Raw genomic sequence first — 24,480 nt, 5'->3', positions numbered from 1 at the left:
CTGGCCGAGTGGTTGGCGGGCTGCGGTAGGCAGGTCGGTGAGGGCGGTGATCTGGCCGGCGATGCGGCGCAGGTCGGCTGCGTTGCGGCGGGCCCAGGTGGCGGTGGTGCGCGCGGCGGCGCGGCGATCGCGGGTGGCCTGGACGCGTTGTTCGCCGGTGGTTCCGGCCGGGCCGGGCCGGCCGCGCAGGTAGCGGCGCTCGGCGGCCTGCCGGCTGGCGACGCCTAGGGGGTGGGCGAGGTCGGCCCAGCTGGCCCCCGCGTGGCGGGCGGTTTCGATCAGGCCGGTTTCCCATCCGGCGAGCTGCTCGCGTACCTGCCGCAGCAGCAGAAGCGAGGCAAGGGCCTGCTCCGGGCCGACGTCGCGGGTCTCGCCGGTGCCGGGGACCTGGCGCCAGGCGGCATGCAGGGCGTCGTCTATGGCCTCCAGGGCTGCCGCGGCGGCGAGGAACGACGCCGGGCTGCGTGTGTCGGCGCTGGACGATGCCGGCTGGTCGGCCGTGGTCATGGGCACCTCCCTCAGATGGTCATCCTTTGGACGACACCATGTTTGTCATCTATTGGATGACATGTTACAACGGTGTCAGTGAGCGCATTGGCAGCAACTGCCCGAACCTTCTGGAGGTGTTTCCCGATGTTGATGCGCACCGACCCCTTCCGTGAGCTCGACCGGCTCGCACAGCAGTTGATCGGCCCGGGCACCTGGTCCAGGCCGTCCCCGATGCCGATGGACGCCTACCGCGAGGGCGACCAGTACGTGGTGGCCTTCGACATCCCCGGCGTCACCGCCGAGGCGATCGACATCGACGTCGAACGCAACATGCTGACCGTCAAGGCCGAGCGCCGGCCCGTGACGAAGGCCGACGACGTGCAGATGGAGCTGTCGGAACGGCCGCTGGGCGTCTTCTCCCGCCAGATCGTGCTCGCCGACACGCTGGACACCGAGCACATCCAGGCCGACTACGACGCAGGTGTGCTCACCCTGCGCATCCCGATCGCCGAGCGTGCCAAGCCCCGCAAGATCTCCATCGGCGTCGGAACCGGCCGCAAGGAGATCTCCGGCTGAGCCGGACCCGATGAGGGCTGAACAGCGGCGGAGGACGGGCATCCATCTGATCTCCCCCTCGCCCGTCCTCCGCCCCGTGGACCTGAGGAAGGGGTGACGGCCGACGTGACGGTGCGACGGGAAGCGTTCCTCGACCATGTGAAGGAACGCGGCGAATACGACACCCTGCAGGAAGCCGAACGCGCGGCCCGTGTGGTGCTCGCCCTGCTGGGCGCACACCTGGTCGGCGAGGTGCGTGCCCAGCCGGTGGCGCGTCTGCCGGAAGGCTTCGCCCTGATCCTTCTCAACCCGCTGCAGAGCGCCGAGCCGTTGCCCCCGGAGCGGTTCGTGCGCGCGGCCGCGGCCTGGATCGAGGGCGCCACCGAACACACCGCCGCCTGGGACGTCAGCGCCGTCCTGTCCACCGTCGCCGACGCCGCCGGCGACGACCTCCTCAAAGAGATCCTGCTCCAGCTCCCCGCGGGCTACGACCTCCTCTTCGGCCGCCCCCAGCCCACCTGATCCCCGGTGGCCGCACACCGGCCACCACGACCCTGGTGACAGAAAGGCAACCACCGCAGTGATGTCCGACCAGCGCGCACCGCTCCAGCAGCCCTACGGGAGGGCCTACGAGCACATGCTGGAAAAGGTCCGCTACGAAGGCGCCTACCCCACCCGTGAGAAGGCTGAGGAAGCCGTCCGCCTGGTCCTCGCGGGCCTGGGACGCCAGCTGACCGGCGACGAACGCGTCGAACTGGCCGCCCGCCTCCCCCTCGAAGCCGCACGTATCCTCACCGCCCAGATCCCCGACACCCAGCCGCTGGGCGGCTGGGCCTTCGTCAAGGACCTCGCCGCCCACACCGGTGCCTCCCTGGGCACCACCCGCTGGGACACCGGGTCCGTCTTTTCCGCCGTCGCGGCCTACGCCGGCCCCGACCTCATCACCCGCATCCTGCGCCAGCTCCCCTCCGGCTACGCACTGCTGTTCGGCCGCGCCGAACTCACCCAAGCCGCATAGACGGGCCGCGCCTTTCCGGCGCCACAGCTTGCCGGTGACCGCGACCCGTGCACGCGCAGCAAAGACCGCGCAGCGCGTCACGGTCACCGGCATCATGCTGACAGAGCCGATGCTGGACCTGGTGAACCGGGACTTCACCGCCAAGGTGTCGAGCGGGCCTTCCGTGCCGTCCAAGCGGGCGAGATCGCGCTGCACTGAGCCGCCTCGCACCACGCCTGCGCGGAGTCGCGGGCGCACGCTCACGCGTAGCGGGCACGCGCCCGTGACTCCTTCCGCCGGGACCGTCACACGTCTCTGAGACGGTCGCTCACGGTGGCGGCGGCGCCCCGTCAGGGCACCACCGTTCCCTCGGCGATGTGCGGCATCCCCTCGCCCGACGCGTTCCAGCTGCACATGTACACCTGATAGTGGTGGCCGGGGGTCAGGCCGGTGATGCGGCGCAGCGGGTTCGCCGTCGGGGCGTAGCCGTAGACCTTGGCGAAGACGAACGGCGTGTCCGTGTCGTAGACGTAGACGGCGTAGCGGGTGAGGGAGTCGTCGTAGACCGGGGTCCAGCTGACGTCGATCTCGCCCGGCCCCGCGACGGCGGCGGTCACCTTGTCCGGCGGCTTGGGCGTGGTCGGGTGGGCGATGCCCGAAACCGGTTCCGACCAGGCCGACTTCAAGTCGTCGGCGTCGCCCGCGACCTCCCGTACCCGGACCTCGTACTGATGGCCGTCGACCGGCAGGAAGCTGAACTGCCAGGGCAGGTCCCACCGGTTGAACCCGGCCGACGGGATGGCCGTATCCCAGGGCTTCTCGGAGCCGGAGACCACTTCGCGCCACTGCACGTCGTAGCTGTGCGCGCCGATGATCTTGTCCCAGGTGACGGTGACCCCCTGCTTGGTGCCGTCGAAGACCAGGCCGGTGGGTGTGGTCACCTGCCGGTCGGGGACGCTCGCCGGTGCCTCGGGCTGCGAGGCGCCAATGCCGAACCCGTCGTGCAGGGCGGTGCCGAAGGCGGAGGCGATGCGGTACTCGCCCAGCGGGTTGGGGTGCAGGCCGTCGTAGGCCGTGGCGCAGGTCTTGGAGGACGGGCCGCAGCCCATCGCCTTGTCGATGTCGGCGATCACCACCGGTGAGGCGGGGGTGGACCAGCCGGGTGCCGCGGCCGCAAGGGCGGCGTTGTAGTCCCTTGTGCGCTGTGGGAGTTGTGGGTTGGCGTCGCCGAGTGTGGTGCGCTGCGGGACGTTGGCGAGCACGATCTTCACGTTCGGGTTGGCGTTGCGGGCGTTGTCCACGAACTTCTTCATGGTGTCGACCAGCCCGGCGCCGGCACCCTGCCAGCCGATGTCGTTGAAGCCGAGTTCGACCAGGAGCACGTCGGGCAGATGTTCCTGGGCGCCCTGCGCGGCCATGACCAGTTCGATGGTGCCCACGTCCGCTCCCAGGGTGCGGCCCCACATGGCGTAGTGGCCCGAATCGCCCTGCACGAAGGCCGGGTCGTCGGTCTGGGCGTAGGCGCCGGTGAACTGCGCGGGGTCGGGCTGTGCCGGTGGCGGGTCCTGGGCGTTCTCCACCAGCGGTGGCGGCTGCGGTCCGTGGGCGTCCTGCTGCTTCTCGGTCCCGGTCAGCGGTCCGACGAAGTGGGCCGGCCAGTTCTGGTCCCGGGACCACTCCCACAGCCGGTAGCGCCAGGTGTTGTCGCCTTCGTACCCGTTGCTGATCGAGTCGCCGACGACCATCACGTTGCACGTCTTGCCGTCCGCCGAGCCGCACTGCTCGGTGGAGGTGGACACATCCGTGGTCCTGAGCCCCGTCTCGAAGTTACAGACGTCGTTGTACCGTTCGGGCCGCGACGGCGAGTAGCCGCCCGAGTAGTTGTAGATCTGGATGAGGTACGGCCGTTTGTCATCGGAGTGCAGGAACCAGGCGATGAGCCTGTCGGAATGGTTCACGTGGTAGCTGGGATTCGCGGGACCGCTGTCGTCGGGTTCGATCGAATACTGGTATCCGTAGGCTTCGGGATTGATCCTGGAGTCACGCTTGCCGAACCAGGGTTCCCCGCCGATGTACCACCAGCCGTACAGAGAGCTCCAGGCGTCGTGCTTCTCCTCGTTGAAGTGCGCCCACCTGAAGCCTTCTTCGATGTCCTGCTCGTCGAACGCGACGCAGCCCAGCGCGGCCTTGTTGTGCAGGTGCACCTGGTTCCTGCAGGTGCTGCCCCACCACCACGCGTTCCAGATCAGCGTCTCGTGGGCGAGGTCGCCTGCGTTGATCTGCCAGATGCACTTGACCTTGCCTCTGTTCTGTAGCTCGGGCAGCTCCCGGGTCTCCCAGGTGTTGCCCTTCCGTACGCACTTGCCCTTGATCACCCACGCCTGGTCGGAGGTCTGCCGGGCGAATTCGGCCGAGGCGAACCGCCAGATCTCCTTGGCGTTGTTGTCCGGGGTGTCGAACGGCGGCATCTTGAGGCCCGCGTCCGCGAGACGCATCTCCAGCGTCTCCTGCCCGCGCTCGCGCGCGAACTTCTCTGCGAGCGGTTTGACGCCGTCCTTCTCGCTCTCGCAGGAGCCTTCCCGCCCGGTCCAGAACAGGTTGCTGCCCGGGGCGCTCTTCAGCGCGGCCCGCACCTGGTCCTGCGTGGGGATGTCGGCGGCGCTCGCGTGCGGGGCCAGGGCGGTCTGTCCAAGGCTGAGCAGGGTGCCGACCACCAGGAGCATCAGCCATCGGCGCCAGCCCTGCCGTGGGCGAGTGTCGCGTCGCCCGAGACGCGCTGTCAGCACCCCGTGCACCCCGCTCCCGGCTCACTGGGCCCGCATGGACGCGGGGCAGGCGTGTCTGCGGTCACTGGTCTCTTCAAAGAGGCTCCTGGGGGGTGGCCGTGAGGCGTTGGAGGACCGGTGGTGCACTTTGTGATGTTCCTGTCAAGAATGGAGGTGAGCGGTGACAGCGAGGTTTTGGCGGTGTGACACGGTGACCAACTGCCTCTGACCGTTGCCGCCGATCGACTGAACTCAACCCTCCCTGGCCGCCGCCCAGTTGCGGGAGATCACTGGTGGACTCGCCTCCCCCTGATCCGGACGCCGAGCGCCGTATGCGCGCCCACCACGCCCGCGCCGCGAAGACCCTGGTCGTGCAGACCGAGCCGGGCGGGGAGTTCTGGGGGTGGGCCGGGCGCACCCTGGGCGCCCCGGCCCGCACCGCCGACGACAGCCCGTCTGACGGAATCGCAGGTCGTGGGATTTCACTCAATCATGATTGGCCACTCTGAACACCGATAGATGGCCAGGCGTTGCTCCGGCTACGACGCATCGGCCGCATCGAACGGACTCGCAGTCTCTCAGCGCCCACGACGGAACGGGAGGAGAGCCACCCGTGCACGCGAGTGGATGTGACGAGCTGCAGCGTCTCGCAGAGCTTTGTGAGACTCGGTGGCCGTCGCCCGAAGACTCGCAGGGTGATTGGCGACGTCGTCCAGCGCGAATGTTGCGATCACAAGATCGTCGGCGAGCCGGAGGATCCGCTGGTCGCCATTGGACAGCCGAACCGCGACCATCGCCCTTGTGACTGCGGCGTGAGCCTCGTAGCGAGCCTTCAAGATCTCCAACGTCTCGTTGGGCCCCTGACTACAGATCGCATGCGCGAGGTACTGCTGGGTTTGACTTCGCCATTCTGGTCTCGGGCACCCGAGCACACGCCGAGGCACTGCTTCCAGAAGTGGCGGAAGTCCTCTCCACCGTCGGCCTGCGGCTGTCGGAGGAGAAGACACTGATCACGCACATCGACGAGGGCCTCGACTTTCTCGGCTGGCGCATCCAGCGCCACCAGAAACGAGGAACCGACCGGCAGTACGTCTACAACTACCCGGCCAAGAAGGCACTTCGGTCCATCAAGGCCAAGACGAAGGCACTCTGCCGGATGAACGTCAGCCGGCCCGTCGGCAAACCGAGTGCGCGTACGCACCCGACTACCGGCCCGACCACGGCAGGTCAGCGCACTACAACACCTCGCCGGGGGCTGTGTGCTGAGCCCCTGGCGCACGTACAGGCAGCGCAGCCGGACACCGGGCTGCCCGGATCCCGTGTCGTACGGTCTGATGTCGCGGCCGCCCACCGTCCGCAACGGATCTCACCGCACCCGGCGGTGCCGCCGGTACGGCCGAAAGATCTGAAGCAATACCGGGATCAGGCCGCGACGAGCTCCTGCTCGCGGTCCGGTGTCTTGACCTTGGGTTTCTTGTTCGGCAGCGAGAGCCGGAAGACCTTGTGCCACGCGGAGAACACCTGCTTGGGCAGCGGACCGGTGACGTACTCCAGCTCGTACTTCTCGAACAGCGCGCGCACCGTCACCGCGACCTCGGCGTACCGGTTGCTCGGCAGGTCCGGGAACAGGTGGTGCTCGATCTGGTGCGACAGGTTGCCGGTCATGAAGTGCATGGCCCTGCTGCCGCTGATGTTCGCCGAGCCCATCATCTGGCGCAGGTACCACTGGCCGCGCGTCTCGCCGCTGATCGACCGGCGCTCGAAGACCTGCACGCCCTCGGGGAAGTGCCCGCACATGATCACCGAGTGGGACCAGATGTTGCGGACCAGGTTCGCGGTGAACGTGGCGGCGAGCGTGGTGAGGAACGACGGTCCCGACAGCAGCGGGTGGATCACGTAGTCCTTGAGCACCTGCTTGCGGATCTTGCGGCCCACGGCCTTGGCCCGCGCGCGGAACTCCGGGTTCTTGCGGCGGCGCTTGTGCAGGTTCTTGCCGAGCTCCAGGTCGTACGCTGCGATGCCGTACTCGAAGAAGCAGGCGTTGATGAAGTTCCACAGCGGCTGGCCGAGGTGGAACGGGTGCCACTTCTGGTCCTCGTCGACGCGCATGATGCCGTAGCCGAGGTCGTTGTCCTTGCCGATCACGTTGGTGTACGTGTGGTGCAGCTCGTTGTGCGAGTGCTTCCACTGCTCGGACGGCGAGACGTGATCCCACTCCCAGGTGGTGGAGTGAATCTTCGGGTCCCGCATCCAGTCCCACTGGCCGTGCAGGACGTTGTGGCCGATCTCCATGTTGTCCATGATCTTCGCCACGGACAGACCGGCAGTGCCGAGCAGCCACGCGGGCGGGAAGATCGAGAACAGCAACACGCCCCTGCTGACCAGCTCGAGCTTGCGCTGCGCCGAGATGACCTTACGGATGTAGGCGGCGTCTTTCTCGCCGCGGCTGGCAATCACCTCGTCGCGGATCGCGTCCAGCTCGCGGCCAAGCTCCTCGATCTGCTCCGCGGTCAGGTGGGCGGTGGGGTCGATGGCGGTCAAGGTGCTCCTACCGTTCGATGTCGCAGGGGCCCGCCGCGGCGGACACGCATGTCTGGATGAGGACGCCCGGCTCAGCCTCGGTGATCTCGCCGGTGCGCAGGTCGCGGACGGCGCCCGCCTTGAGCGGCGTGATGCAGCCGAAGCAGATGCCCATGCGGCACCCGGAGGGCATGAGCACGCCGGCCTCCTCACCGATGTCCAGCAACGGCGTGGCGCCGTCCGCGTCGACGGTCCTGCCGGTGGCGCTGAACGTGACCGCGCCGCCGTCGCCGGCGACGACGATGCTCGGGCGGAAGCGCTCGGTGTGCAGGCGCTCTTGTACGCCGTGCTCGCTCCAGTGCTCTTCGGCGGCGTCGAGCAGGCCCGCGGGCCCGCAAGCCCAGGTCTCGCGCTCGGCCCAGTCGGGCACGAGTTCGTCGAGACGAGCGATGTCGAGCATGCCGTCTATGGCGGTGTGCACCTCGGTGAGCCGCAGCTTCTTGTCCGCGACCAGGTCGTGCAGTTCGTTGCGGAAGATCACATCTTGCGGCTGTGGCGCGCAGTGGACCATGACGACGTCGTCGAACTCGATGTCGCGCAGCATGCCCATCACGGGCGTGATGCCACTGCCGGCCGTCAGATAGAGCACCTTGGTCGGCTTGGCCTGCGGCAGCACGAAGTCACCGGTCGCCTGGTCGAGCTGGATCAGCGTGCCCGGAGTCGCCCTGCGGACCAAGTGGTTGCTGACCTTGCCGTCCGGGATCGCCTTCACGGTGATCGTGACGCGGCCGTCCTGGCGGTTGGTCGGCGAGGTGATGGAGTAGGCACGCCACAGGCGCACCCCGTCGACGTCGACCCCGATCCGCACGTACTGACCGGCTGTGTGGCCGCGCCAGCCCCGCCCCGGTCTGATCACGATGGTCGCGGCGTCACCCGTCTCGGGGTGCACGGCCTCGATGTGCCCCCGCAGGTCGGCGCCCGCACGCAGCGGGCTGACCAGGTCGAGGTAGTCCGACGGCAGCAGCGGCGTCGTGACCATCTCCAGCAGTTTCCACGCCCTGCTGCGGAGGGCTGTACTCGTCATGGCTCCAGCTTGCTGTGCCTCAGGGCGTAAGGTCCTAACCGAAGGACGTAAATCAGGACGGCAGAATTGTTCGCAGGGAATAGAACGTGAACCATGTGATCCGGAGGGCCAGCGAACTGGCCCTGGATGAGACGACGGTCACCGTACTTCGGGCTGGGCTGAAGGCCACCGCCGACGAGGTCGTCCAGGCGATCATCGACGAGGTCCCTCCCTACGCCAACGCCCTTACGGGCCACATGGGCGCCACCATCCGCCGAGCCGTCCGCACCGCCCTGGGGCACTACCTGGACCTCGCGAGCGGGAACGCCACAGGCGGCGACGGCGGTGACGCGGCCTACGAGCTCGGCCGTGGCGAGGTGCGCGACGGCCGTTCGATGGACGCCCTGCTCAGGGCCTACCGCGTCGGTGCCCGCGTGGCCTGGCGATGCCTGGCAGCGGGTGCCGTACCCGTAGGTCTGCCCGCCGCCGAGGTCGCCAAGTTCGCCGAGCTGACCTTCGCGTACATCGACGAGCTCTCCGCCGCGAGCGCCGCGGGCCACGCCGACGAACTGGCCGCCCGGGGCAGGGATCACGAGCGCCACCTGGAGCAGCTGGCCCGCGACCTTGTCGCCGGTGCGAGCCCGGACGTGCTGCTGGCCTCTGCTCAACGGGCCGGGTGGCAGCCTCCGGTTTCGCTGACCGCAGTCCTGCTGCCCGCCGCCCAGGCCCGGCCTGCCTACCGCGCCTTCGACCCGAGCACCCTCGTCCTCGACGATCTGCCGGACGCCACCGGCGTGCTACTCGTCCCCGATGCCGACCGGTCGCATCTCTTGCGGCAGCTGACCGACCGCACCGCCGTGGTCGGCCCGGCCCGGCCATGGACTCGAGCGTCCGCCTCGTACGCACGAGCCGTCCGCGCGCGCCTCCTCTCCTCTGATATTCGCGACACCGAGGACCACCTGCCCGAGCTGGTGCTGAGCGCCGACGTGGACGCGTTCGCGGACCTGCGTGCCCGAGCCCTCGCACCGTTGCGGACCTTGCCTGTCGCGACCGCGCGGCGGCTGGAGGAGACGTTGCGGGCGTGGCTGCTGCACCAGGGCAGGCGGGACGAGGTGGCGGCGGCGTTGTTCGTCCATCCCCAGACCGTCCGGTACCGGATGTCGCAGCTGCGGGAGCTGTTTCCGGATCTCGCATTGCCGCACCGGGTCCTTGAACTGACGCTGGCGGTCGGTCTTCGGGTCAGCTGACGCGTACTTCGACCGTCCGCGAGCAGTCCAGGAATCGTGCCTCGTTCTCGATGCCATCAGCTGGCTCATGCGGCCCGGGGAAGAGCGGTATGAGCCAGCTGAGACCGGGGGTTGATGTGAAGACCAGACAAGGCCTCGGAAAGCCCGTCGGGAGCGCTGTCTTTGAGAAGCGCGGTGGCGGATACACCTCGACTGGATCCGGTGGACGATGCGCACCGGCCCGTTCGTCGACGCGCTCATCCAGCATCTGGTCGGTGATCTGGGCCGCTATGCCCTGGAAAACAGCTTTCATGTCCTCATGCACTGTCCTGGCACGAGCTGACCCACGGGCGCGTGGCGGGCTGCAGTGGGTGACCGGAGGGGCGGCCAGGCCGGGTCACCAGGGGGCCGGGCCGCTCGCGCCGGGGACCACCGTGGTTCTGCGACGGCCCCATGCCTCCCTTCCGACAGGTCAACCGGACGACCGACCGGGCCGGCCTGGCACACCGCGCGAGGGATGATGGGGATGGAATGACGGAACGTGAGGTCAGGAGTTTCCATGGCGAAGCGGGTTCACCGACCCCGTGAGGACGCGGAGTTCAATTTCATCCTCGGGATGAGCGGAGTTCCGGTCCTCGCATACTTCACCGGGACATGGCCCAAGGCAATCGAGCCCTGCCGGGTGATGGACCTCGTCGTGGGTGGCATCGCCGACGACTACACGGGCCGCCTGACGGTCGTCCGCGCCGACATCACACGTTGTCCGGCCGCAACCGAGCGATACGGGATCACCGGAGCCCCGTCCTGCGTCCTGCTGAAGGAGGGAGAGGTGGTGGCGCACGGCACGGGGCCTATGACCATCGCCGAGGTACGGAAGTTCCTGGAGGGCCACCTCTGAGCGGCCGCTGCGGCACGCGGCCGCGACGCCCATCACGTCTCGTCTATGGGAGCTGCGCCGCCTGAGACACCTTGGGGCTGAGACACCCCCACAGATCACATAACCCCGTCCAGCGCGGTCGCGTCCGGCAGTTACTCGGACCCGGCCACGATCTCAGGAAACGCCGGAAGCATCTCGGTGCCGCGCCTGGAGCGCAGCACCAGCCGGCCCGCGTCCACGGAGAGCAGGGGCGAGCCGGCCCAGGAGCCAGCGGCCTTGCTGCCGCGCATTTGTGGATGGATGACCGTACGGGGGCCGGGCGGCGAGGGGCCGCATGTTGTTCAGGTTCTGGGGTGAGCCTCGGCCGACCCGCCCGCTACGGCCACGAGCGCACCGAACCTTAGCTACGCCTCGGCCCGCGCAACCAACGCCTCCTCCCGTGCCTCATGGCTGTGCCCGCACGCCCCGAAGCACGCAGTGCTGCTGCGAGGTTGTCGCGGCTGTGCAGGGTGTGGGGGTGGTCGGGCCCGAGGATGCGTTCGCGGGTGCTGAGGACGTGTTGATGGTGGTCTGCTGCTTCTTGGCGGTGGCCGAGGTGGTTGAGCGCGAGGCCGAGGTTGTCGCGGCTGTGCAGGGTGGGAATCTGATCCGTGCCGAGGACGCGTTCGCGGGCAGTGAGGATGTTCGGTGGTGGTCTGCTGCCTCTTGGTGTCGGCCGAGGGGGTCCAGCGCGTTGGCCAGGTTGTTGCGGCTGAGCAGGGTGTCGGGGTGGTCGGCGCCGAGGACGCGTTCGCGGGTGGTGAGGACCTGCTGGTGGAGGTCGGCTGCCTCCTGGTGCCGGCCGAAGAGGTCGAGCGCGCCCGCCCAGGTGAACGGCCAGTGCGCCGTTGGCACCGGGTGGCATGCGGCTCGCGCTGCCCCTTCCTTGACGTAAGTCGCTGCTCAATGGGCGTAAGCTTCAGCCCCTTTCAGCTCCCGGCAGTGCGCGTTGTGGCTGCCTTCCCACGTATGGCCCATGACCGTCCCGGGGAGGAGGGGGCGAGCGCCCCCTGGTGGGTGGACACACCTGACAGTGGATCTTGTAGGTCCAGGAAACGTAAACTCGCGCTCGCAGCATGAACTCCTGTGCCCAGGCTCCGGGGGTCAGTTCAGCGGTGACAGTGCCCTGGGCAGTGGGCCTTTCCTGATCTGCCCATGCCCGGGATCCTCCCGAGGACCGATCCGCCGGACTTTAGTTGGCTCTTCACTCGATGCCCGTCGGGCAGCACCGAGTTCCGACGCCCCGCGGGATCTGCGCCTGGGCGAACCCGCACAACCTCATGAAGGGGCTCGACTATGCGTTTTGACCATAAGCAGCGTTCCTGTGCCTCATCCGTGCACAGGCGATGCGCCGCACTGGCCGGGGGCGTTTTCGGCGGTCGTCGATGACTTTGGCGTGAGCCAAGATACGGGAAAGGAAGTTCTTCTCATGCACCGTCGTCATGGGATGCGCCGGCATCGTGGAGTCGCTGTTGGCCTTCTCGCAGGTCTTGCGACGATCACGACAGCTTCTTACGGGTTCGTGTATGCGATCACCAACGGTCAGGAGGCCGCCAGTGCGCCGGCCAGCATGGTCCAGGTCGCCACGACCAGAGAGGGCGGCGAGAACCTGTGCGGGGGAACGCTCATCGACGCCAGGTGGGTGCTCACTGCCGCGCACTGCGCAGAAGGCGGCGAGTCCATCAGGGTTCTCATCGGCAGCACGGAAAGGAACAAGGGCGCGGCCATCGCGGTAAAGGCTCCGCACGTCGAGAGGGGATTCGACCTGGCGCTGCTGGAGCTTCAGGACAGTGCCGGCTCGGCGGCCACGGCGCCTCTCGGCGACGCCGCCCCCGCGCTCGGCTCCACCGGTGACGTGTTCGGCTGGGGAATGACCGAGTCCGGCGAGCTGTCGGACAAGTTGAAGACTGCGCAGGTCAAGGTCGACACGGTTGGCGGGGACTGCACGGATGGGGCCAACGGGCCGGGTGTGTGCACCTCCGGTGTCAGCGGCACGTTCGGCCCCGGCGACTCCGGCGGTCCGCTGTTCATCGAGGGCAAGCAGGTCGGCGTGGTCTCCAACTCCAGGAACTTCGTCTTCGCCGATGTGGCGGGCAGGCTCCCATGGATGGAGCGAACCACCGGAGTGGACCTGAACGGCGACGGACAGGTCGCCGCCGGCTGAACTTGAGCGTGGCCGCGCTGGAGACAGGCCGAACATCGTGGACGGCGGTGCTGGACGCGGTCCGCCTGTAGCCCGGCGCGAATGTCGCCGCGCTGACCACGGTCCGGCGCCGCGAGGTTGTCGAGCTCGTCGCCGCTGGTCAGCGGAAGTCGTGTGGCGCGCAGGTCCTGGTCGTGCTGAACGCTGAATATGACGAGGAAATGACGCGCCCGTTTCCTCAGAGAGACGACGACTCACCTGACGTCCACGGTGTCTGCGGCCTCGGCCGCAGGCACGGCGTCCGTCCGGGCTCGTGTACGAGCCGTCGTCCGCCGCCCGTGGGCCCACACCAGCAGGCCGGCGAGTGGCAGCGCAGCGCCGACGGCGCAGACGCCGGTCCAGCCGTAGGCGGTGTGCAGTGCCCCGGTGACGGCGGAGGAGGCGGAGCCGCCGACGAAGACCGTGGTCATGAAGACGGTGTTGATGCGGGCGCGGGCGTCGCCGCGCAGGGCGTAGATCTCGTGCTGGCTCAGTACCTGGTGGCACTGCACGGCGAAGTCCAGCAGAACCGCGGTCAGGACCAGCAGCGGCACGCTGTCGTGTCCCAGGGCGGCGAGCAGGAACACCACCGAGGCGAGCAGCAGCGCGGCTCCACTGGCGCCGTGGGCGTGGCCACGGTCGGCGAGCCGGCCGGCGATCGGCGCTGCGACCGCGCCGCCCGCACCGACCAGAGCGAAGAGGGCGATCTGGGCCTGGCCGAAGTGATGTTCGTCGACCAACTCGTAGGCGATGGACGTCCAGAACGTGGTGAATGCCCCGAACATGCTCGCCTGGCACAGGGCCCGACGGCGTAGGACGGGCTCGTGCCGGACCAGCTCGCCCAGGCTCGCCAGCAGGGTGCGGTAGCCGGTGGTGTGGTCCGGTGCGTGCTGTGGCAGTATCCGGCGCAGGACAACCGCGAGTACGAGCATCAGGACGGCGGAGATCACGTAGATCGCCCGCCAGCCCAGTAGCTCGGCGACTAGGCTCGCCACCGTCCGGGCGAGCAGGATGCCGGTCAACAGACCGCTCATCACCTGGCCGACTGCCTTGCCGCGCTGGTCGGGCAGGGCGAGGTGGGCCGCCAGCGGCACCAGTATCTGTGCCACCACGGACGTCGTTCCCACCAGCACCGAGACGGCGAGGAACATCCCGAACACGGGGCTCGCCCCGGCCAGCAGCAGTGCGGTCGCCGTCACGAGCAGCGTCCGCGTCGCCAGCCGGCGGTTCTCGACCAGATCGCCCAGCGGCAACAGGAACAGCAGGCCCAGGGCGTACCCGGCCTGGGTCAGCGTCACCACCGTCGTGGCCGCGCCCTGGCCGACGCCGAAGGATCGGGCCACAAGGTCGAGCAGAGGCTGCGCGTAGTAGAGATTGGCCACGGTCAACCCGCAGGCCACCGCCATGACCAGGGTCAATGCTGGAGTCGTCCGCTGCGGTACGGCCACTTCGGGCACGCTCACCGGTTGATGCATGTGTTCACGCCTTCCTTCCGAGGTGGGGGCAGCAACGCTAGGAAGGCGGCGGCGGGCGAAGAAGGGTGTGCCGCACCCCCGCCCAGCCAGGGTGCGGCACACCCAGGCTGCCCGGCGCACCGGGCGGTACCTTGTGGGCATGACGAGGGCGAACGAGCTCGGCGACTTCCTGCGCGCCCGTCGCGACCTGATCCATCCGCAGCAGGCGGGTCTGCCTTCGCACACCTCCCGACGGGTCAAGGGCCTGCGCCGGGAGGAGGTCGCGCTGCTCGCCGGAGTCAGCACGGACTACTACACCCGCCTGGAACAAGGCCGCGAACGGCATCCCTCGGAGCAGGTGCTCGGTGCGGTCGCGCGCGCCCTGCACCTCGACGACGCCGCCGCGGCTCACCTGTTCCGGCTCGCCCAGCCCGCGCCCCGAACCAGTGCCGCTCCGGTGACCACCGTCAGCCCCGAACTGTCGCGGCTGATGAACCACTTCCTGGATCTGCCGGCCTGTATCGTCGGCCCCGCGCTGGACATCCTGGCCACCAACCCGTCAGGGCGGCAGCTGTTCAGTGACTTCGCCCGGATCGACAACCAGCTGCGGATGGTGTTCCTCGACCCCGTCGGCCGCCGGTTCTACCAGGACTGGGAGCGCGCCGCCCGCGGCATGGTCAGCAACCTGCGCGCACAGGCGGCCCCTTACCCCGACGACCCGCGTGTCGCCCAGGTCATCGGTGAACTCTGCCTGCACAGCCCGGCCTTCGCCGACCTGTGGGCTCGGTACGAGGTACGGCCCTGCACGAGCGACGACAAACCGCTGTGGCACTCGCAGGTCGGCGAGATGTATCTGCACTACGAGTCGTTCACCGTCGCCAGCGCTCCAGGCCAGCGGCTGCTGGTCTACTCCGCCGAACCCGGCACCCCCAGCGCCGACGCCCTCGTCCTGCTGCGCACCCTCGCCGACGACGCCCGTACCGCTCCGCCCCCGCGCACGGTGTCCAGGACATCCACCCCGCGCACGACCTGATGACAGGCAATGGGTCAATCCTCTGGCGGGGTTGAGCATCATGAAGGCGTGGAGGATGCCGTTGTATCGGATGCTGGTGGTGGCAACGTCGGCCTGAGTGAGGTGGCGCGCGTACGCCATGCGGGACACATCCAGGCCCTGTGCCGCGAGCCGGTCATGGGTAGCGGGCGCCGACCGGTTAACGACGCGGATTCGAACGTCGCCGACCTCTGCCGGCACCGTGAGCCAGGTATCGTCCACATTCGGCTTGTCGACGGGAGCGCCTTGATGTCGTCCAGCACCTTTCGGGCACCCTCTGCACCAAGCTCGTAGAGAAAGGGCGGCTTTGACGTCGCGTCGGCGATCTCCTGAGCCGCCCCTTCGAGAACGGGTGCGGTCATGACGGTTCCCCTGCCTTCGCGTGCGGATCGCGCTCGTACCCGGTCAGGACAGCGCCGTCACGGGCGCGTGGGTCTGCCTTGTCTTCCAGCCTGACGCCCGGACCCGGGCCACCGCACACCGAGCACGGCCGGGCCGCCCGGAAACAGCCTCCGGGCGAAACGCCGTGGCCGATCCCGCTCGCTGACGCGTCTCGCCCCGATGAGGTGGGCCCGTTCCGCAGCCTCGCGCGTGCCGTGAGTCAACGGCGGCGCACGCGCTTGTCACTGATCGGCGGGAACGGATCGATGAAGAAGCCGTCCGGATTCACGTCAACGCCGGCAACGAAATCGGCAAGCAGGTCACGGCCCACGCCGTGCGCAACGCCGTCCGTCTGTTCGGCCGCGGTGAGCGGCTCCGCGGCTCCGTTCTGAAGGAGGCGGAGAAGCTCCAGCTTCCGCGATGTGAGACCTGTCCGGAATCTATTGACCGAAGGGGCGGAGATCTGCTCAACTCACGTTCCATGACCCCGCGCGTGGATTTGACTCGGCGGCGCCACATCGACCTGGCGCACGTCTCCAGCGCGTTCTGTTGCCGTTGATCCGGAAAGCGTGTCGCTGATCCGCAAGGTGGCCCTCGGCAGCGGCCGGTGCACGCCGGCGACGTATCTCCGGGTGGGGCGGCGCGAAGCCGTCGCCCCAGCGGTGCCTCCCCTGAGGACCGCGGTGCTCACCGCCTGACCGCCTTCTTCTCCCGCTCCTCTCTCCTCCCCCTCCTTCTTTCTCTGGTTATGGGGAGACGTTGCGGAACAGTTCGAAATCGGTGAGGCGACGTGCCGTCCGTCAGCGCTCGCACGAACACCACCACACGGCTCGCCCCTCATAGGGCGCTCCTCGAGTAGTCGTCGGTTCCTGGCATCTCGCCCAGACCGAGGACCGACTTCGCGGCCATTCACCCCTGCCCATCACCCGTTCACTCCGGCTCTCGGCCCCCGGCAGTGCCCCCAATTGTTTGAGAGGGACCTCCCATGCCTCCGTCCATCCGCAAGCTCACGGGACGCATCGGCGCGCTCGTCGAAGGTGTCGATCTCACGGCGCCCCCCGATCCCTCTACGGTCACGACGCTCCGTCATGCCCTCAACGAGCACAAGGCGATCGTGCTCGACACCGTGAACCTCGACAACGCCGGTCAGGAGCGCGTCGCCGGGTGGTTCGGCGATCTGACAACCGCTCACCCGAACGTGCCGGCCGCCGACGGCACGACGAACGTGCTCGCCGTCGACAGTGAGACCTCCAAGGCCAACGAATGGCACACGGACGTCACCTTCGTGGTCAACCCGCCGCAGGTCACCACACTCCGGTCCATCGTGACCACGCCGTACGGCGGCGAGACGCTCATCGCGAACGCGGCCGCGGCCTACCGCGACCTGCCCGAGCCACTCCGCGCCCTTGCGGACTCGCTTCGGGTCGTGCACACCAACCAGTACGACTACGCGCGCCCTTCGGCCACGTCGGCGCTGCGGGAAGAGTACGACCGGGTCTTCGTCTCGACACCGTACGAGACAGAGCACCCTCTCGTGCGGGTGCATCCGCTGACGGGTGAACGCGGGCTGTTCATCGGCGGGTTCGCCAAGCGGATCGTCGGTCTGCCGAGCAGCGAGTCGGCGGATCTGCTCCGCATCTTCCAGTCGTACGTGATCCGTCCGGAGAACATCCTGCGCTGGACCTGGTCCCCAGACCAGCTGCTGATCTTCGACAACCGGATCACCCAGCACTACGCCGTGGACAACTACGACAACCACCCGCGCCGCCTCAACAGGGTGACGGTCGCGGGAGACGTGCCGGTCGGCGTCGACGGACGCCGCAGCGAGCCGCTCGTCGGTGACGCCTCGCACTACAGCAGCGTGCTGGAGGTGGCGGCGTGACCGACGTCAGCCTCAAGGCGCCGGCCGTAGCACCGGCTGCCGAGACGCCACGCGCCACAAGTGGGCGCGAGGTCTTCCTACCGCGTGACGCTCGCCGCCAAACGGGGTTCAGCACGTTCCGCGAGCGCCTGCGCTGGCCACTGGGGATCTATACGACTCCGATAGCGGTCCTCATCGTCTGGGAGGTCCTCGCCAGGGCCGGAGTTCTGGCGAAGACCTATGCTCCGGCACCGACCTCCATCGTGAAGTCCGCCGTCGACCTGTGGCAGCAGGGCGTCCTCGGGCCGGACCTGGCGATCTCTCTGCAGCGCGCCGGTATCGGTCTCGCGATCGGCCTGACGGTGGGCATTGTCACCGGGGTGCTTGGTGGTCTGCTGCGCAGTGGCGAGTATCTGTTCAACGGCATCGTGCAGGTGCTCAACACGATCCCGCTGCTGGCGGTGCTGCCGCTGATGATCGTGTGGTTCGGTATCGACGAGCTCACGAAGGTGCTCCTCATCTCGTTCGGTGCCGGCGTTCCGATGTATCTCAACCTGTTCGCCGCGATCCGGGGTGTTGATCAGCGTCTGATCGAGATGGCGCGGACGACGGGCGCCGGCACCTGGCGCCTGGTCACCCGTGTCCTGGTGCCCGGAGCCCTGCCGGGGTTCCTGGTCGGCCTCCGGTTCTCCCTCGCGTACAGCGTCCTGGGACTGGTCGCCGCGGAGACGGTCAATGCGGACGAGGGTCTCGGCTTCCTCATCACTCAAGGGCAGACCTACCTGCAGACCAACCAGGTTTTCGTGGGGCTGGTGATCTACTCGCTTCTCGGTCTGCTCGCCGACCAGTTCGTCCGGGCTCTGGAGCGGGTGCTGCTGCGGTGGCGCCCCAGTTATGAGGCAGCATGAGCACCACGGTTGCTACGCAAAGCGCCCAGCTCCGCCGACAGGCCGGCGCCGTCGTGGAGAAGGTGGTCCGGCAGTTCGGGAACCGGGTCGTCCTCGACAACCTGGACCTCACTGTCGCCGACGAGGAGCTGGTGGTCCTGCTGGGCCCCTCCGGCTGCGGCAAGAGCACCCTCCTGCGGTTGCTCGCCGGTCTTGACCGGCCCGACGGCGGGCGGGTGGAGGTGCCGGCGAAGCGCGCGATCGTGTTCCAGGCCGACCGTCTGCTGCCGTGGCAGCGGGTGCTGCGCAACGTCACCCTCGGCCTGCACGGACCGGACGCCGACCAGCGGGCCCTCGACGTGCTCTGCGAGGTCGGCCTCTCGGGCCGCGAGAAGGCGTGGCCCAAGGAGCTGTCCGGCGGCGAGGCCCAGCGGGTGTCGCTGGCTCGGGCGCTGGTCTCGGAGCCCGAACTCGTGCTGCTCGACGAGCCGTTCGCGGCGCTCGACGCGATCACTCGGCTGCGCATGCACGACCTCGTACGGGCGCTGCGGAGTAAACACCACGCGGCCATGCTGCTCGTCACCCACGACGTCGACGAGGCGATCGCGCTGGCCGATCGCGTCGTCGTCATGAGCAACGGACGCATCGGCACCTCCCACCTCGTCGAGCTGTCGGCCGCGGACCGCGAGGCGAGCCTCGCCCGAGAGGAACTGCGCTCCGCGCTCCTGGAAGACCTCGGTCTCGCCAACCAGCACTGACTTCCCCCGCCACACCCGGCAACTTCTCCCAACACAGCACAGAAAGCACGTGAGAACCCATGTCCAGAAGAATCTCCCGACCCGTCGTCGCCGTTGGCCTGCTCGCACTGGGGAGCACCCTCGTCGCCTGCGCGTCGACATCGGAGGCCGCCGCGCCCCTGAGCAAGCCGAGCGGATCGAGCGCCCACAGTCACCCCGAGTGGAGCAAGTACACCTTCACCATTGGTGACAACGGCGGTGACGGCAGCCAGGAGCTGGCGAAGATCACTGGTGTGTTCGACAACGCGCCGTACAAGGTGAAGTTCGCCCGCTTCACCTACGGCCCGCCGCTCGTGCAGGCGGCCGCGTCGGGTGACATCGACTTGGGAGCCGTCGGCGACGTACCGCCGATCACGGGCGCCGCGAAGGATTACGGCTTCAAGGTCGTGGCCGTCAATCGTTCCCTCAGGCCCACCCAGGCGAACGAGAACATCATCGTGCCCAAGGGATCGACGCTGAAGTCGCTCGCGGACCTCAAGGGCAAGAAGCTCGCGGTGCCGCAGGGCAGTTCAGCTCACGGTCTGGCGCTCAACGCGCTCAAGAGCGTGGGCCTCACCCCCAAGGACGTCAAGCTGGTCTTCCTCGACCCGGCGGCCGGTGCCACGGCGTTCAACACCGGCAAGGTGGACGCCTGGTCGATCTGGAACCCGCAGTCGGCGATCGCGGTCAAGAACGGTGCGCGGATCCTGGCGAAGGGTCTCCCTCCGATCGACCAGACGAGCAGTTACTACGTCGCGAGCGAGAGTTCGCTGAACGACAAGACCAAGCGGGCTGCTCTCACCGATGTCCTGCAGCGGCTGGCCCACGAGTTCGCCTGGGCCATCAAACACGAGGACAAGTACGCGCAGGCGATCGCCAAGGAAGAGGGCATCCCCTTGGACGACGCCAAGGCGTCCCTGAAGGCCTTCGAGACCCGGGTGACCCCGGTGGAGAAGTCGGACATCGCGGCGGAGCAGAAGCTCGCCGACGCCTTCCTGGAGGCGGGCCAGATCACCAAGAAGGTCGACGTCTCATCGATCACCGACAACCTCCTCCCGGCCGGCTATGACAGCTCGAAGCTGCAGGTCGCCTGATCAGGCTCGGCTCCCTCAGAACACGGAAAGGAGAGCACGCGTGAGCATGACAAGGCGTCGGCTCCACCTCAACGCCTTCCTCATGGAGGCGGGTCACCACGAGGCGTCGTGGCGGCTCCCGGACAGCAATCCGCGGGCCGACTTCGACCTTCAGCACTGGATCAGGCTGGCTCAGCTGGCCGAGAGGGCCAAGTTCGACTCGCTGTTCCTCGCGGACGGCCCGGCACTCATCGGTACCGGCGAGTTCCGGCCGCCGGGCCAACTGGAGCCGCTGACGCTGCTGACCGCGCTGTCCCAGGCGACCAGCAGGATCGGGCTCATAGCGACCGTGTCGTCGACGTACAACGAGCCGTACAACCTCGCTCGCCGGCTCGCGTCGGTCGACCATGTCAGCGGCGGCCGCGCCGGCTGGAACATCGTCACCTCGGCAGGGGCCGACGAGGCGGCCAACTTCGGCCTCGTCAACCGTCCCGGCCACGCCGAGCGCTACGCCCGCGCCGACGAGTTCCTGCGCGTCGCCAAGGCACTGTGGGACAGCTGGGAATCCGAGGCCGTCGTGGCGAACAAGGCCACGGGGCGTTACGCCGACCCCGCGCGGATTCACAAGCCGAGCCACCGGGGCAGGTATTTCTCCGTGGCCGGCCCGCTCAACGTCGAGCGCCCGCCGCAGGGTTACCCGCTGCTCGTGCAGGCCGGCTCGTCCGAGGACGGCAAGGACTTCGCGGCCCGGCATGCCGAGGCGATCTTCACCGCCCACCAGACGTACGAGCGCGCAGCCGACTTCTACGCCGACATCAAGGCCAGGGCGAGGGTCGCGGGGCGTGACCCGGACGGTGTGGTCGTGCTGCCGGGGATCGTCCCGTACATCGGGTCGACCGAGAAGGAGGCCCGTGCGCTGGCGAAGGAGTTCGACGAGCTGCGCGTCCCGGAGTACGGGCTGCGGCAGCTGGCCACGGTCTTCGAGACCGAGCCGACGGTGTTCGAACTCGACGCGCCACTGCCGGACTTCATCCTCGCGCGGCCGAAGCTGGAGGGCTCGCAGAGCCGCTCCGACCTGATCATCGAGCTCGCCGTACGCGAGCGGTTGACGGTCCGCCAGATCATCTCGCGGCTCGGCGGCGGCCGCGGCCACTTCGAGTTCATCGGCACGCCTGAACAGGTGGCGGACACGATCATCACCTGGTTCGAGGGCGGTGCCGCGGACGGATTCAACATCATGGCGCCGGCCCTGCCGTCCGGCCTGGAAAGCTTCATCGAGCACGTCCTGCCGATCCTTCGCGGCAAGGGCCTGTTCCGTGAGGAGTACGAAGGAACGACCCTGCGCGAGCACTACGGGCTTCCGGTGCCGGCCAACCAGTTCCACCCGGAGGAGCCCCACGTGTCCGGTGACTGACCACAAGACGTCGGCTCTGCTCGTCCGAGGCGCCGTCGTAGGTGGGGGAGTGCCGGCGATGGCTCTCCCGCTCTCCGTCGGCGGGAGCGTCGCCCGCCCCTCGCCCTGCTGTTGGGCACGCACGGTGTGTTCCTGGTCGTCGCACAGGTGGGCTTGATGGCGGGCAGCCGCCCCACATCGCTCGACCATGTCTACTCCATGGAGTCGATCGATCTGCTGCTGCTGGGCTTGCTTGGCGACGTCTTCCACTCGGTCAGACAGCTGCCTCCGCTCCAGGGCGTCCTGAGCTCTCTCGCCCCGTCTTCTGGCCGGTCCACGTCGACGCGGGCTGGCTCCTGCTTGTGGTCCGGGCCTTCGCCGCCGTGCTCTCGGCGTGGTCCGCCGCCCTGTTCGCCACCGGCCGCCTCAGGCCCTGATCCCCGTCCCGGGAAGGAACGCATGCCATGACGCGTACTCATTTTGAACAGACCCTGGCCACCGACGTGCTCGTGGTCGGTGGCGGCCCCGCGGGCACCTGGGCCGCGATCAAGGCCGCCCAGGCCGGCGCCGATGTCGTCCTGGCCGACAAGGGCTACACCGGTGCGAGCGGTGCGACCGCATCGGTGGGCACCGGCATCTGGTACGTCGACGACGATCCCGAACTGCGGGAGGCCGCCATGGCGAGCCGGGAGGGGCTCGGCGGCTACCTCGCCGACCGGGACTGGATGGCGCGCGTCCTCGACGAGACCCACGCCCGCATGGACGAACTCGCCCGGGTACAGCGCTACCCGTTCCCCGTCGACACTCGCGGCCGGCAGATCCGTAATGACCTCCAGGGGCCGGAGTACATGCGCCGCCAGCGGACCCGGGTGCAGCGTCTGGGCGTCCGCATCCTCGATCACACGCCGGCGCTGGAGCTGCTGGTCGATGCGGACGGAGTCGTGTCCGGCGCGCGGACGCTCGATCGTACGACCGGAGAAGTCGTGTGTCTCGAGGCGGGTGCGGTCGTGCTCGCCGCCGGTGGGTGTGCCTTCCAGTCCAAGACCCTCGGCTGTGACGTCAACACCGGAGACGGCGCCCTCCTGGCCGTCGAGGCAGGAGCGCAGCTGTCCGGGATGGAGTTCTCCAACGCCTACGCCATGGCTCCGAAGGGCACTTCACTGACCAAGACCGCCTACTACTCCTGGGCGACCTTCTATCACTCCGACGGCTCGGGGCTCGAAGGCGCAGCGAGCAAGGGCGGTCGGTCGGCGATCGCGAGGGCCCTCCTCAAGGAACCGGTCTTTGCGCGGATCGACCGCGCCACGCCGGACGAACAGCGCGCGATGCGCAAGGGCCAGCCGAACTTCTTCCTGGTCTTCGACCGGCTGGGCATCGACCCGTTCACCGACCTGTTCGAGATCACCCTGCTCGCCGAGGGCACGGTGCGGGGCACGGGCGGCGTGCGGATCGCGGGTGAGGACTGCTCGACCGACGTCCCGGGTCTGTACGCGGCCGGCGACACCGCGACAAGGGAGCTGATCTGCGGCGGTTTCACCGGAGGCGGCAGCCATAACGCCGCGTGGGCGGTGTCCTCGGGCAGTTGGGCGGGCCGGGGCGCCGCGGCATTCGCCACACGACGAGGTCGTCCGGGCCGCGAGCCGCGCTCAGTGGGCACGGTCGGCCTCCGCCCCACCGGCACCGTGACCGTGGGACACCGTGAGGTCGTTGCCGAGGTGCAGCGAGAGGTGCTGCCCTATGACCGCAACTACCTGCGGCACGCGGATCGTCTCGAGCCGGCCCTGCGGTCGTTGCACCGGACGTGGTCCGCGGTCCGCGAAGGACTGGGCGCCAGTGGCGAGGATGTGTTCCGGGCCAGGGAAGCGGCCGCGATGGTGGCACACGGTCGTTGGATGTACCACGCGGCTCTGCAGCGGACGGAGTCGCGCGGCATGCACAAGCGCGTGGACCGGCCGACGCAGGACCCGGCACAGCGCCACCGGCTGCTGACCGGTGGGCTCGACGAGGTCTGGAGCCGTCCGGAGTCGGTGTCGCGGCCGTCGACCGGGGCAGGAGGTCGAGCAGCATGATCGAGGTTGTTGAGCGGGACCGCTGCATCGGGTGCGACCTGTGCGTCGAGGTGTGCCCGACGCGCGTTTTCGACCGCGGCCCTGACGGCGTTCCGGTGATCGCGAGGCACGACAGTTGCCAGACCTGCTTCCAGTGTGAGGCGTACTGTCCGGCCGACGCGCTGTTCGTCGCACCTCAGGCGACCGCGGTCGCTCCCGGCTCGCGCTTCCATGACGTGCGGGAGCTCGAGGAATCCGGCCTGCTCGGCGGGTATCGGCGCGAGCTGGGCTGGGGCAAGGGAAGGGCGCTCGGTGCACGTACTGCGGTTGGGCCCCAGTTCCCGGATTGAGCCATGAGCGATGCCGCTGAACGCCTTTCTCGGTCGTACACCGCCGTCATCCCGGATCACGATCCGGACCGCGATCCGGTGGGGGACATCGATGCGTACATTCACTGGGCTCTGAGAAGCCGTGCCTGCGCGGCGCGCGACGGCGTCAGGTCGGTGCCCTGGGCTGAAGATCAGCAGCAACTGGCCGCGGCCGACGCCCAGATCGGACGAAGAGGCGATGAGCTCGGCGGCCATCAGCGGCCGCCAGCAGCACCCCCCTCTCTGCTTCGGCCCTGCCGGACAGCGGGGGAGCGCCCCCGGCATCACGATGTGCAAGGCCCCGCGCAGTCCGGTGGCGCCCAGCGTCCGGTCGGCCCGCAGGAGCAGCGGCGTCCGTGGACTTGCCGCAGCCGGTGGTTCCCAGGAGGGTGACGAAGGGTCGTCACCCTCCTGGGGACTCGTGGGGTTCGGATATCGCTACTCGGTGCCGAGACCGGCGTCGTCGACCGCCTTG

Annotated in this window: 22 protein-coding genes and 3 pseudogenes; 14 read left to right on the top strand and 11 right to left on the bottom strand. The window is 68.6% G+C overall.

Annotated features, from left to right (window positions below; translation table 11 throughout):
- Nucleotides 1-507, bottom strand: a 507-nt coding sequence (locus IPZ69_RS40065) for a type III effector protein (RefSeq protein ID WP_235459667.1), incomplete at its 3' end; no start/stop codon positions are given.
- A gap of 126 nt (nucleotides 508-633) precedes the next feature.
- On the opposite strand from IPZ69_RS40065, the gene IPZ69_RS40060 reads away from it, so the two are divergent.
- The 3 genes from IPZ69_RS40060 to IPZ69_RS40050 all read left to right on the top strand — a co-directional run bounded on the left by IPZ69_RS40060 (nucleotide 634) and on the right by IPZ69_RS40050 (nucleotide 2,062).
- Complete coding sequence (locus IPZ69_RS40060) at nucleotides 634-1,065, top strand: Hsp20/alpha crystallin family protein (protein ID WP_235459666.1); 432 nt, start codon at nucleotides 634-636, stop codon at nucleotides 1,063-1,065.
- A gap of 105 nt (nucleotides 1,066-1,170) precedes the next feature.
- The gene (locus tag IPZ69_RS40055; RefSeq protein WP_235459665.1) at nucleotides 1,171-1,566 is read left to right on the top strand and encodes a DUF2267 domain-containing protein; all 396 of its coding nucleotides are present in this window, start codon (nucleotides 1,171-1,173) and stop codon (nucleotides 1,564-1,566) included.
- Nucleotides 1,567-1,627: 61 nt separating this feature from the next.
- Entirely contained in the window at nucleotides 1,628-2,062 is a 435-nt protein-coding gene (locus tag IPZ69_RS40050) for a DUF2267 domain-containing protein (RefSeq protein WP_268835637.1), read from the top strand.
- Between the two features lie 329 nt (nucleotides 2,063-2,391).
- Here IPZ69_RS40050 and IPZ69_RS40045 read toward each other — a convergent pair whose 3' ends face one another.
- From IPZ69_RS40045 to IPZ69_RS40035, 3 genes are all read right to left on the bottom strand, one after another.
- Nucleotides 2,392-4,827 (bottom strand): GDSL-type esterase/lipase family protein, encoded by a 2,436-nt coding sequence (locus IPZ69_RS40045; protein WP_235459663.1) that lies wholly within the window; start codon nucleotides 4,825-4,827, stop codon nucleotides 2,392-2,394.
- A gap of 1,401 nt (nucleotides 4,828-6,228) precedes the next feature.
- Nucleotides 6,229-7,347 carry a fatty acid desaturase family protein gene (locus IPZ69_RS40040; protein WP_235459662.1) on the bottom strand — a complete coding sequence of 373 codons (1,119 nt, stop codon included), beginning with the start codon at nucleotides 7,345-7,347 and terminating at the stop codon, nucleotides 6,229-6,231.
- Nucleotides 7,348-7,354: 7 nt separating this feature from the next.
- Entirely contained in the window at nucleotides 7,355-8,410 is a 1,056-nt protein-coding gene (locus tag IPZ69_RS40035; RefSeq protein ID WP_235459661.1) for a ferredoxin reductase, read from the bottom strand.
- An 86-nt stretch (nucleotides 8,411-8,496) separates the two neighbouring features.
- Here IPZ69_RS40035 and IPZ69_RS40030 point away from each other — a divergent pair, with 86 nt between their 5' ends.
- Nucleotides 8,497-9,636: a PucR family transcriptional regulator gene (locus tag IPZ69_RS40030; RefSeq protein ID WP_235459660.1), complete on the top strand. Its 1,140-nt coding sequence runs from the start codon at nucleotides 8,497-8,499 to the stop codon at nucleotides 9,634-9,636.
- Here IPZ69_RS40030 and IPZ69_RS40025 read toward each other — a convergent pair.
- Nucleotides 9,629-9,928, bottom strand: a complete 300-nt coding sequence (locus tag IPZ69_RS40025; RefSeq protein ID WP_235459659.1) for a hypothetical protein — start codon at nucleotides 9,926-9,928, stop codon at nucleotides 9,629-9,631. The two genes, IPZ69_RS40030 and IPZ69_RS40025, sit on opposite strands and share 8 nt — an antisense overlap.
- 246 nt (nucleotides 9,929-10,174) lie before the next feature.
- Between IPZ69_RS40025 and IPZ69_RS40020 the strand changes: the two genes are divergently transcribed.
- Nucleotides 10,175-10,513, top strand: a complete 339-nt coding sequence (locus IPZ69_RS40020) for a thioredoxin family protein (protein ID WP_235459658.1) — start codon at nucleotides 10,175-10,177, stop codon at nucleotides 10,511-10,513.
- Nucleotides 10,514-10,644: 131 nt separating this feature from the next.
- On the opposite strand, the gene IPZ69_RS40015 is transcribed toward IPZ69_RS40020, so the two are convergent.
- The 3 genes and pseudogenes from IPZ69_RS40015 to IPZ69_RS47590 form a co-directional block, all read right to left on the bottom strand.
- On the bottom strand, nucleotides 10,645-10,782 hold the full coding sequence (locus tag IPZ69_RS40015; protein ID WP_235459657.1) for a hypothetical protein: 138 nt from the start codon (nucleotides 10,780-10,782) through the stop codon (nucleotides 10,645-10,647).
- A gap of 110 nt (nucleotides 10,783-10,892) precedes the next feature.
- The gene (locus IPZ69_RS40010) at nucleotides 10,893-11,126 is read right to left on the bottom strand and encodes a tetratricopeptide repeat protein (protein WP_235459669.1); all 234 of its coding nucleotides are present in this window, start codon (nucleotides 11,124-11,126) and stop codon (nucleotides 10,893-10,895) included.
- A 107-nt stretch (nucleotides 11,127-11,233) separates the two neighbouring features.
- Nucleotides 11,234-11,386, bottom strand: a pseudogene (locus IPZ69_RS47590) (tetratricopeptide repeat protein); the annotation flags it as partial.
- A gap of 448 nt (nucleotides 11,387-11,834) precedes the next feature.
- Here IPZ69_RS47590 and IPZ69_RS40000 point away from each other — a divergent pair.
- A complete protein-coding gene (locus IPZ69_RS40000; RefSeq protein WP_235459656.1) occupies nucleotides 11,835-12,695 on the top strand; it encodes a S1 family peptidase in 861 nt (286 codons plus the stop codon).
- A gap of 233 nt (nucleotides 12,696-12,928) precedes the next feature.
- Here IPZ69_RS40000 and IPZ69_RS39995 read toward each other — a convergent pair whose 3' ends face one another.
- On the bottom strand, nucleotides 12,929-14,188 hold the full coding sequence (locus tag IPZ69_RS39995) for an MFS transporter (protein ID WP_235459655.1): 1,260 nt from the start codon (nucleotides 14,186-14,188) through the stop codon (nucleotides 12,929-12,931).
- Nucleotides 14,189-14,327: 139 nt separating this feature from the next.
- Here IPZ69_RS39995 and IPZ69_RS39990 point away from each other — a divergent pair, with 139 nt between their 5' ends.
- Nucleotides 14,328-15,200, top strand: a complete 873-nt coding sequence (locus IPZ69_RS39990; protein ID WP_235459654.1) for a helix-turn-helix domain-containing protein — start codon at nucleotides 14,328-14,330, stop codon at nucleotides 15,198-15,200.
- 180 nt (nucleotides 15,201-15,380) lie between these two features.
- On the opposite strand, the pseudogene IPZ69_RS39985 reads toward IPZ69_RS39990, so the two are convergent.
- Nucleotides 15,381-15,580 (bottom strand): annotated as a pseudogene (locus tag IPZ69_RS39985) (esterase); the annotation flags it as partial.
- Nucleotides 15,581-16,584: 1,004 nt separating this feature from the next.
- Between IPZ69_RS39985 and IPZ69_RS39980 the strand changes: the two are divergent.
- From IPZ69_RS39980 to IPZ69_RS39950, 7 genes are all read left to right on the top strand, one after another.
- Nucleotides 16,585-17,481: a TauD/TfdA dioxygenase family protein gene (locus IPZ69_RS39980; protein WP_235459653.1), complete on the top strand. Its 897-nt coding sequence runs from the start codon at nucleotides 16,585-16,587 to the stop codon at nucleotides 17,479-17,481.
- Nucleotides 17,478-18,368 carry an ABC transporter permease gene (locus IPZ69_RS47585; RefSeq protein WP_235459652.1) on the top strand — a complete coding sequence of 297 codons (891 nt, stop codon included), beginning with the start codon at nucleotides 17,478-17,480 and terminating at the stop codon, nucleotides 18,366-18,368. Before IPZ69_RS39980 ends, IPZ69_RS47585 begins: the two co-directional genes overlap by 4 nt.
- Nucleotides 18,365-19,105 (top strand): ABC transporter ATP-binding protein, encoded by a 741-nt coding sequence (locus IPZ69_RS39970; RefSeq protein WP_235459651.1) that lies wholly within the window; start codon nucleotides 18,365-18,367, stop codon nucleotides 19,103-19,105. The genes IPZ69_RS47585 and IPZ69_RS39970 overlap by 4 nt, the downstream gene beginning before the upstream one ends.
- Nucleotides 19,106-19,164: 59 nt before the next feature.
- On the top strand, nucleotides 19,165-20,217 hold the full coding sequence (locus IPZ69_RS39965; protein ID WP_235459650.1) for an aliphatic sulfonate ABC transporter substrate-binding protein: 1,053 nt from the start codon (nucleotides 19,165-19,167) through the stop codon (nucleotides 20,215-20,217).
- A 46-nt stretch (nucleotides 20,218-20,263) separates the two neighbouring features.
- The gene (locus IPZ69_RS39960; RefSeq protein ID WP_235459668.1) at nucleotides 20,264-21,610 is read left to right on the top strand and encodes an LLM class flavin-dependent oxidoreductase; all 1,347 of its coding nucleotides are present in this window, start codon (nucleotides 20,264-20,266) and stop codon (nucleotides 21,608-21,610) included.
- Nucleotides 21,611-22,053: 443 nt separating this feature from the next.
- Nucleotides 22,054-23,658, top strand: a complete 1,605-nt coding sequence (locus IPZ69_RS39955; protein ID WP_235459649.1) for an FAD-dependent oxidoreductase — start codon at nucleotides 22,054-22,056, stop codon at nucleotides 23,656-23,658.
- On the top strand, nucleotides 23,655-23,987 hold the full coding sequence (locus tag IPZ69_RS39950; RefSeq protein ID WP_235459648.1) for a 4Fe-4S dicluster domain-containing protein: 333 nt from the start codon (nucleotides 23,655-23,657) through the stop codon (nucleotides 23,985-23,987). The genes IPZ69_RS39955 and IPZ69_RS39950 overlap by 4 nt, the downstream gene beginning before the upstream one ends.
- Nucleotides 23,988-24,161: 174 nt before the next feature.
- Here IPZ69_RS39950 and IPZ69_RS39945 read toward each other — a convergent pair.
- Nucleotides 24,162-24,356 (bottom strand): annotated as a pseudogene (locus IPZ69_RS39945) (ABC transporter permease); the annotation flags it as partial.
- Nucleotides 24,357-24,480 lie beyond the last annotated feature (124 nt).

Origin of the sequence: Streptomyces olivochromogenes (assembly GCF_021538895.1) — a bacterium.
GTDB classification, from domain to species: domain Bacteria; phylum Actinomycetota; class Actinomycetes; order Streptomycetales; family Streptomycetaceae; genus Streptomyces; species Streptomyces olivochromogenes_A.
The sequence above is the reverse complement of the archived record's forward strand: the minus strand, read 5'-3'. Positions and strand labels throughout refer to the sequence as shown.

What these genes read in the sequence shown, in the direction of transcription:
- IPZ69_RS39990 (WP_235459654.1), top strand. Translation starts at nt 14,328, where the DNA reads ATGACGAGGGCGAACGAGCTCGGCGACTTCCTGCGCGCCCGTCGCGAC.
- IPZ69_RS39970 (WP_235459651.1), top strand. Translation starts at nt 18,365, where the DNA reads ATGAGCACCACGGTTGCTACGCAAAGCGCCCAGCTCCGCCGACAGGCC.
- IPZ69_RS40060 (WP_235459666.1), top strand. Translation starts at nt 634, where the DNA reads ATGTTGATGCGCACCGACCCCTTCCGTGAGCTCGACCGGCTCGCACAG.
- IPZ69_RS39955 (WP_235459649.1), top strand. Translation starts at nt 22,054, where the DNA reads ATGACGCGTACTCATTTTGAACAGACCCTGGCCACCGACGTGCTCGTG.
- IPZ69_RS39995 (WP_235459655.1), bottom strand. Translation starts at nt 14,188, where the DNA reads ATGCATCAACCGGTGAGCGTGCCCGAAGTGGCCGTACCGCAGCGGACG.
- IPZ69_RS40020 (WP_235459658.1), top strand. Translation starts at nt 10,175, where the DNA reads ATGGCGAAGCGGGTTCACCGACCCCGTGAGGACGCGGAGTTCAATTTC.
- IPZ69_RS39960 (WP_235459668.1), top strand. Translation starts at nt 20,264, where the DNA reads ATGACAAGGCGTCGGCTCCACCTCAACGCCTTCCTCATGGAGGCGGGT.
- IPZ69_RS39950 (WP_235459648.1), top strand. Translation starts at nt 23,655, where the DNA reads ATGATCGAGGTTGTTGAGCGGGACCGCTGCATCGGGTGCGACCTGTGC.
- IPZ69_RS40015 (WP_235459657.1), bottom strand. Translation starts at nt 10,782, where the DNA reads ATGCGCGGCAGCAAGGCCGCTGGCTCCTGGGCCGGCTCGCCCCTGCTC.
- IPZ69_RS40025 (WP_235459659.1), bottom strand. Translation starts at nt 9,928, where the DNA reads ATGAAAGCTGTTTTCCAGGGCATAGCGGCCCAGATCACCGACCAGATG.
- IPZ69_RS40035 (WP_235459661.1), bottom strand. Translation starts at nt 8,410, where the DNA reads ATGACGAGTACAGCCCTCCGCAGCAGGGCGTGGAAACTGCTGGAGATG.
- IPZ69_RS39980 (WP_235459653.1), top strand. Translation starts at nt 16,585, where the DNA reads ATGCCTCCGTCCATCCGCAAGCTCACGGGACGCATCGGCGCGCTCGTC.
- IPZ69_RS40050 (WP_268835637.1), top strand. Translation starts at nt 1,628, where the DNA reads ATGTCCGACCAGCGCGCACCGCTCCAGCAGCCCTACGGGAGGGCCTAC.
- IPZ69_RS39965 (WP_235459650.1), top strand. Translation starts at nt 19,165, where the DNA reads ATGTCCAGAAGAATCTCCCGACCCGTCGTCGCCGTTGGCCTGCTCGCA.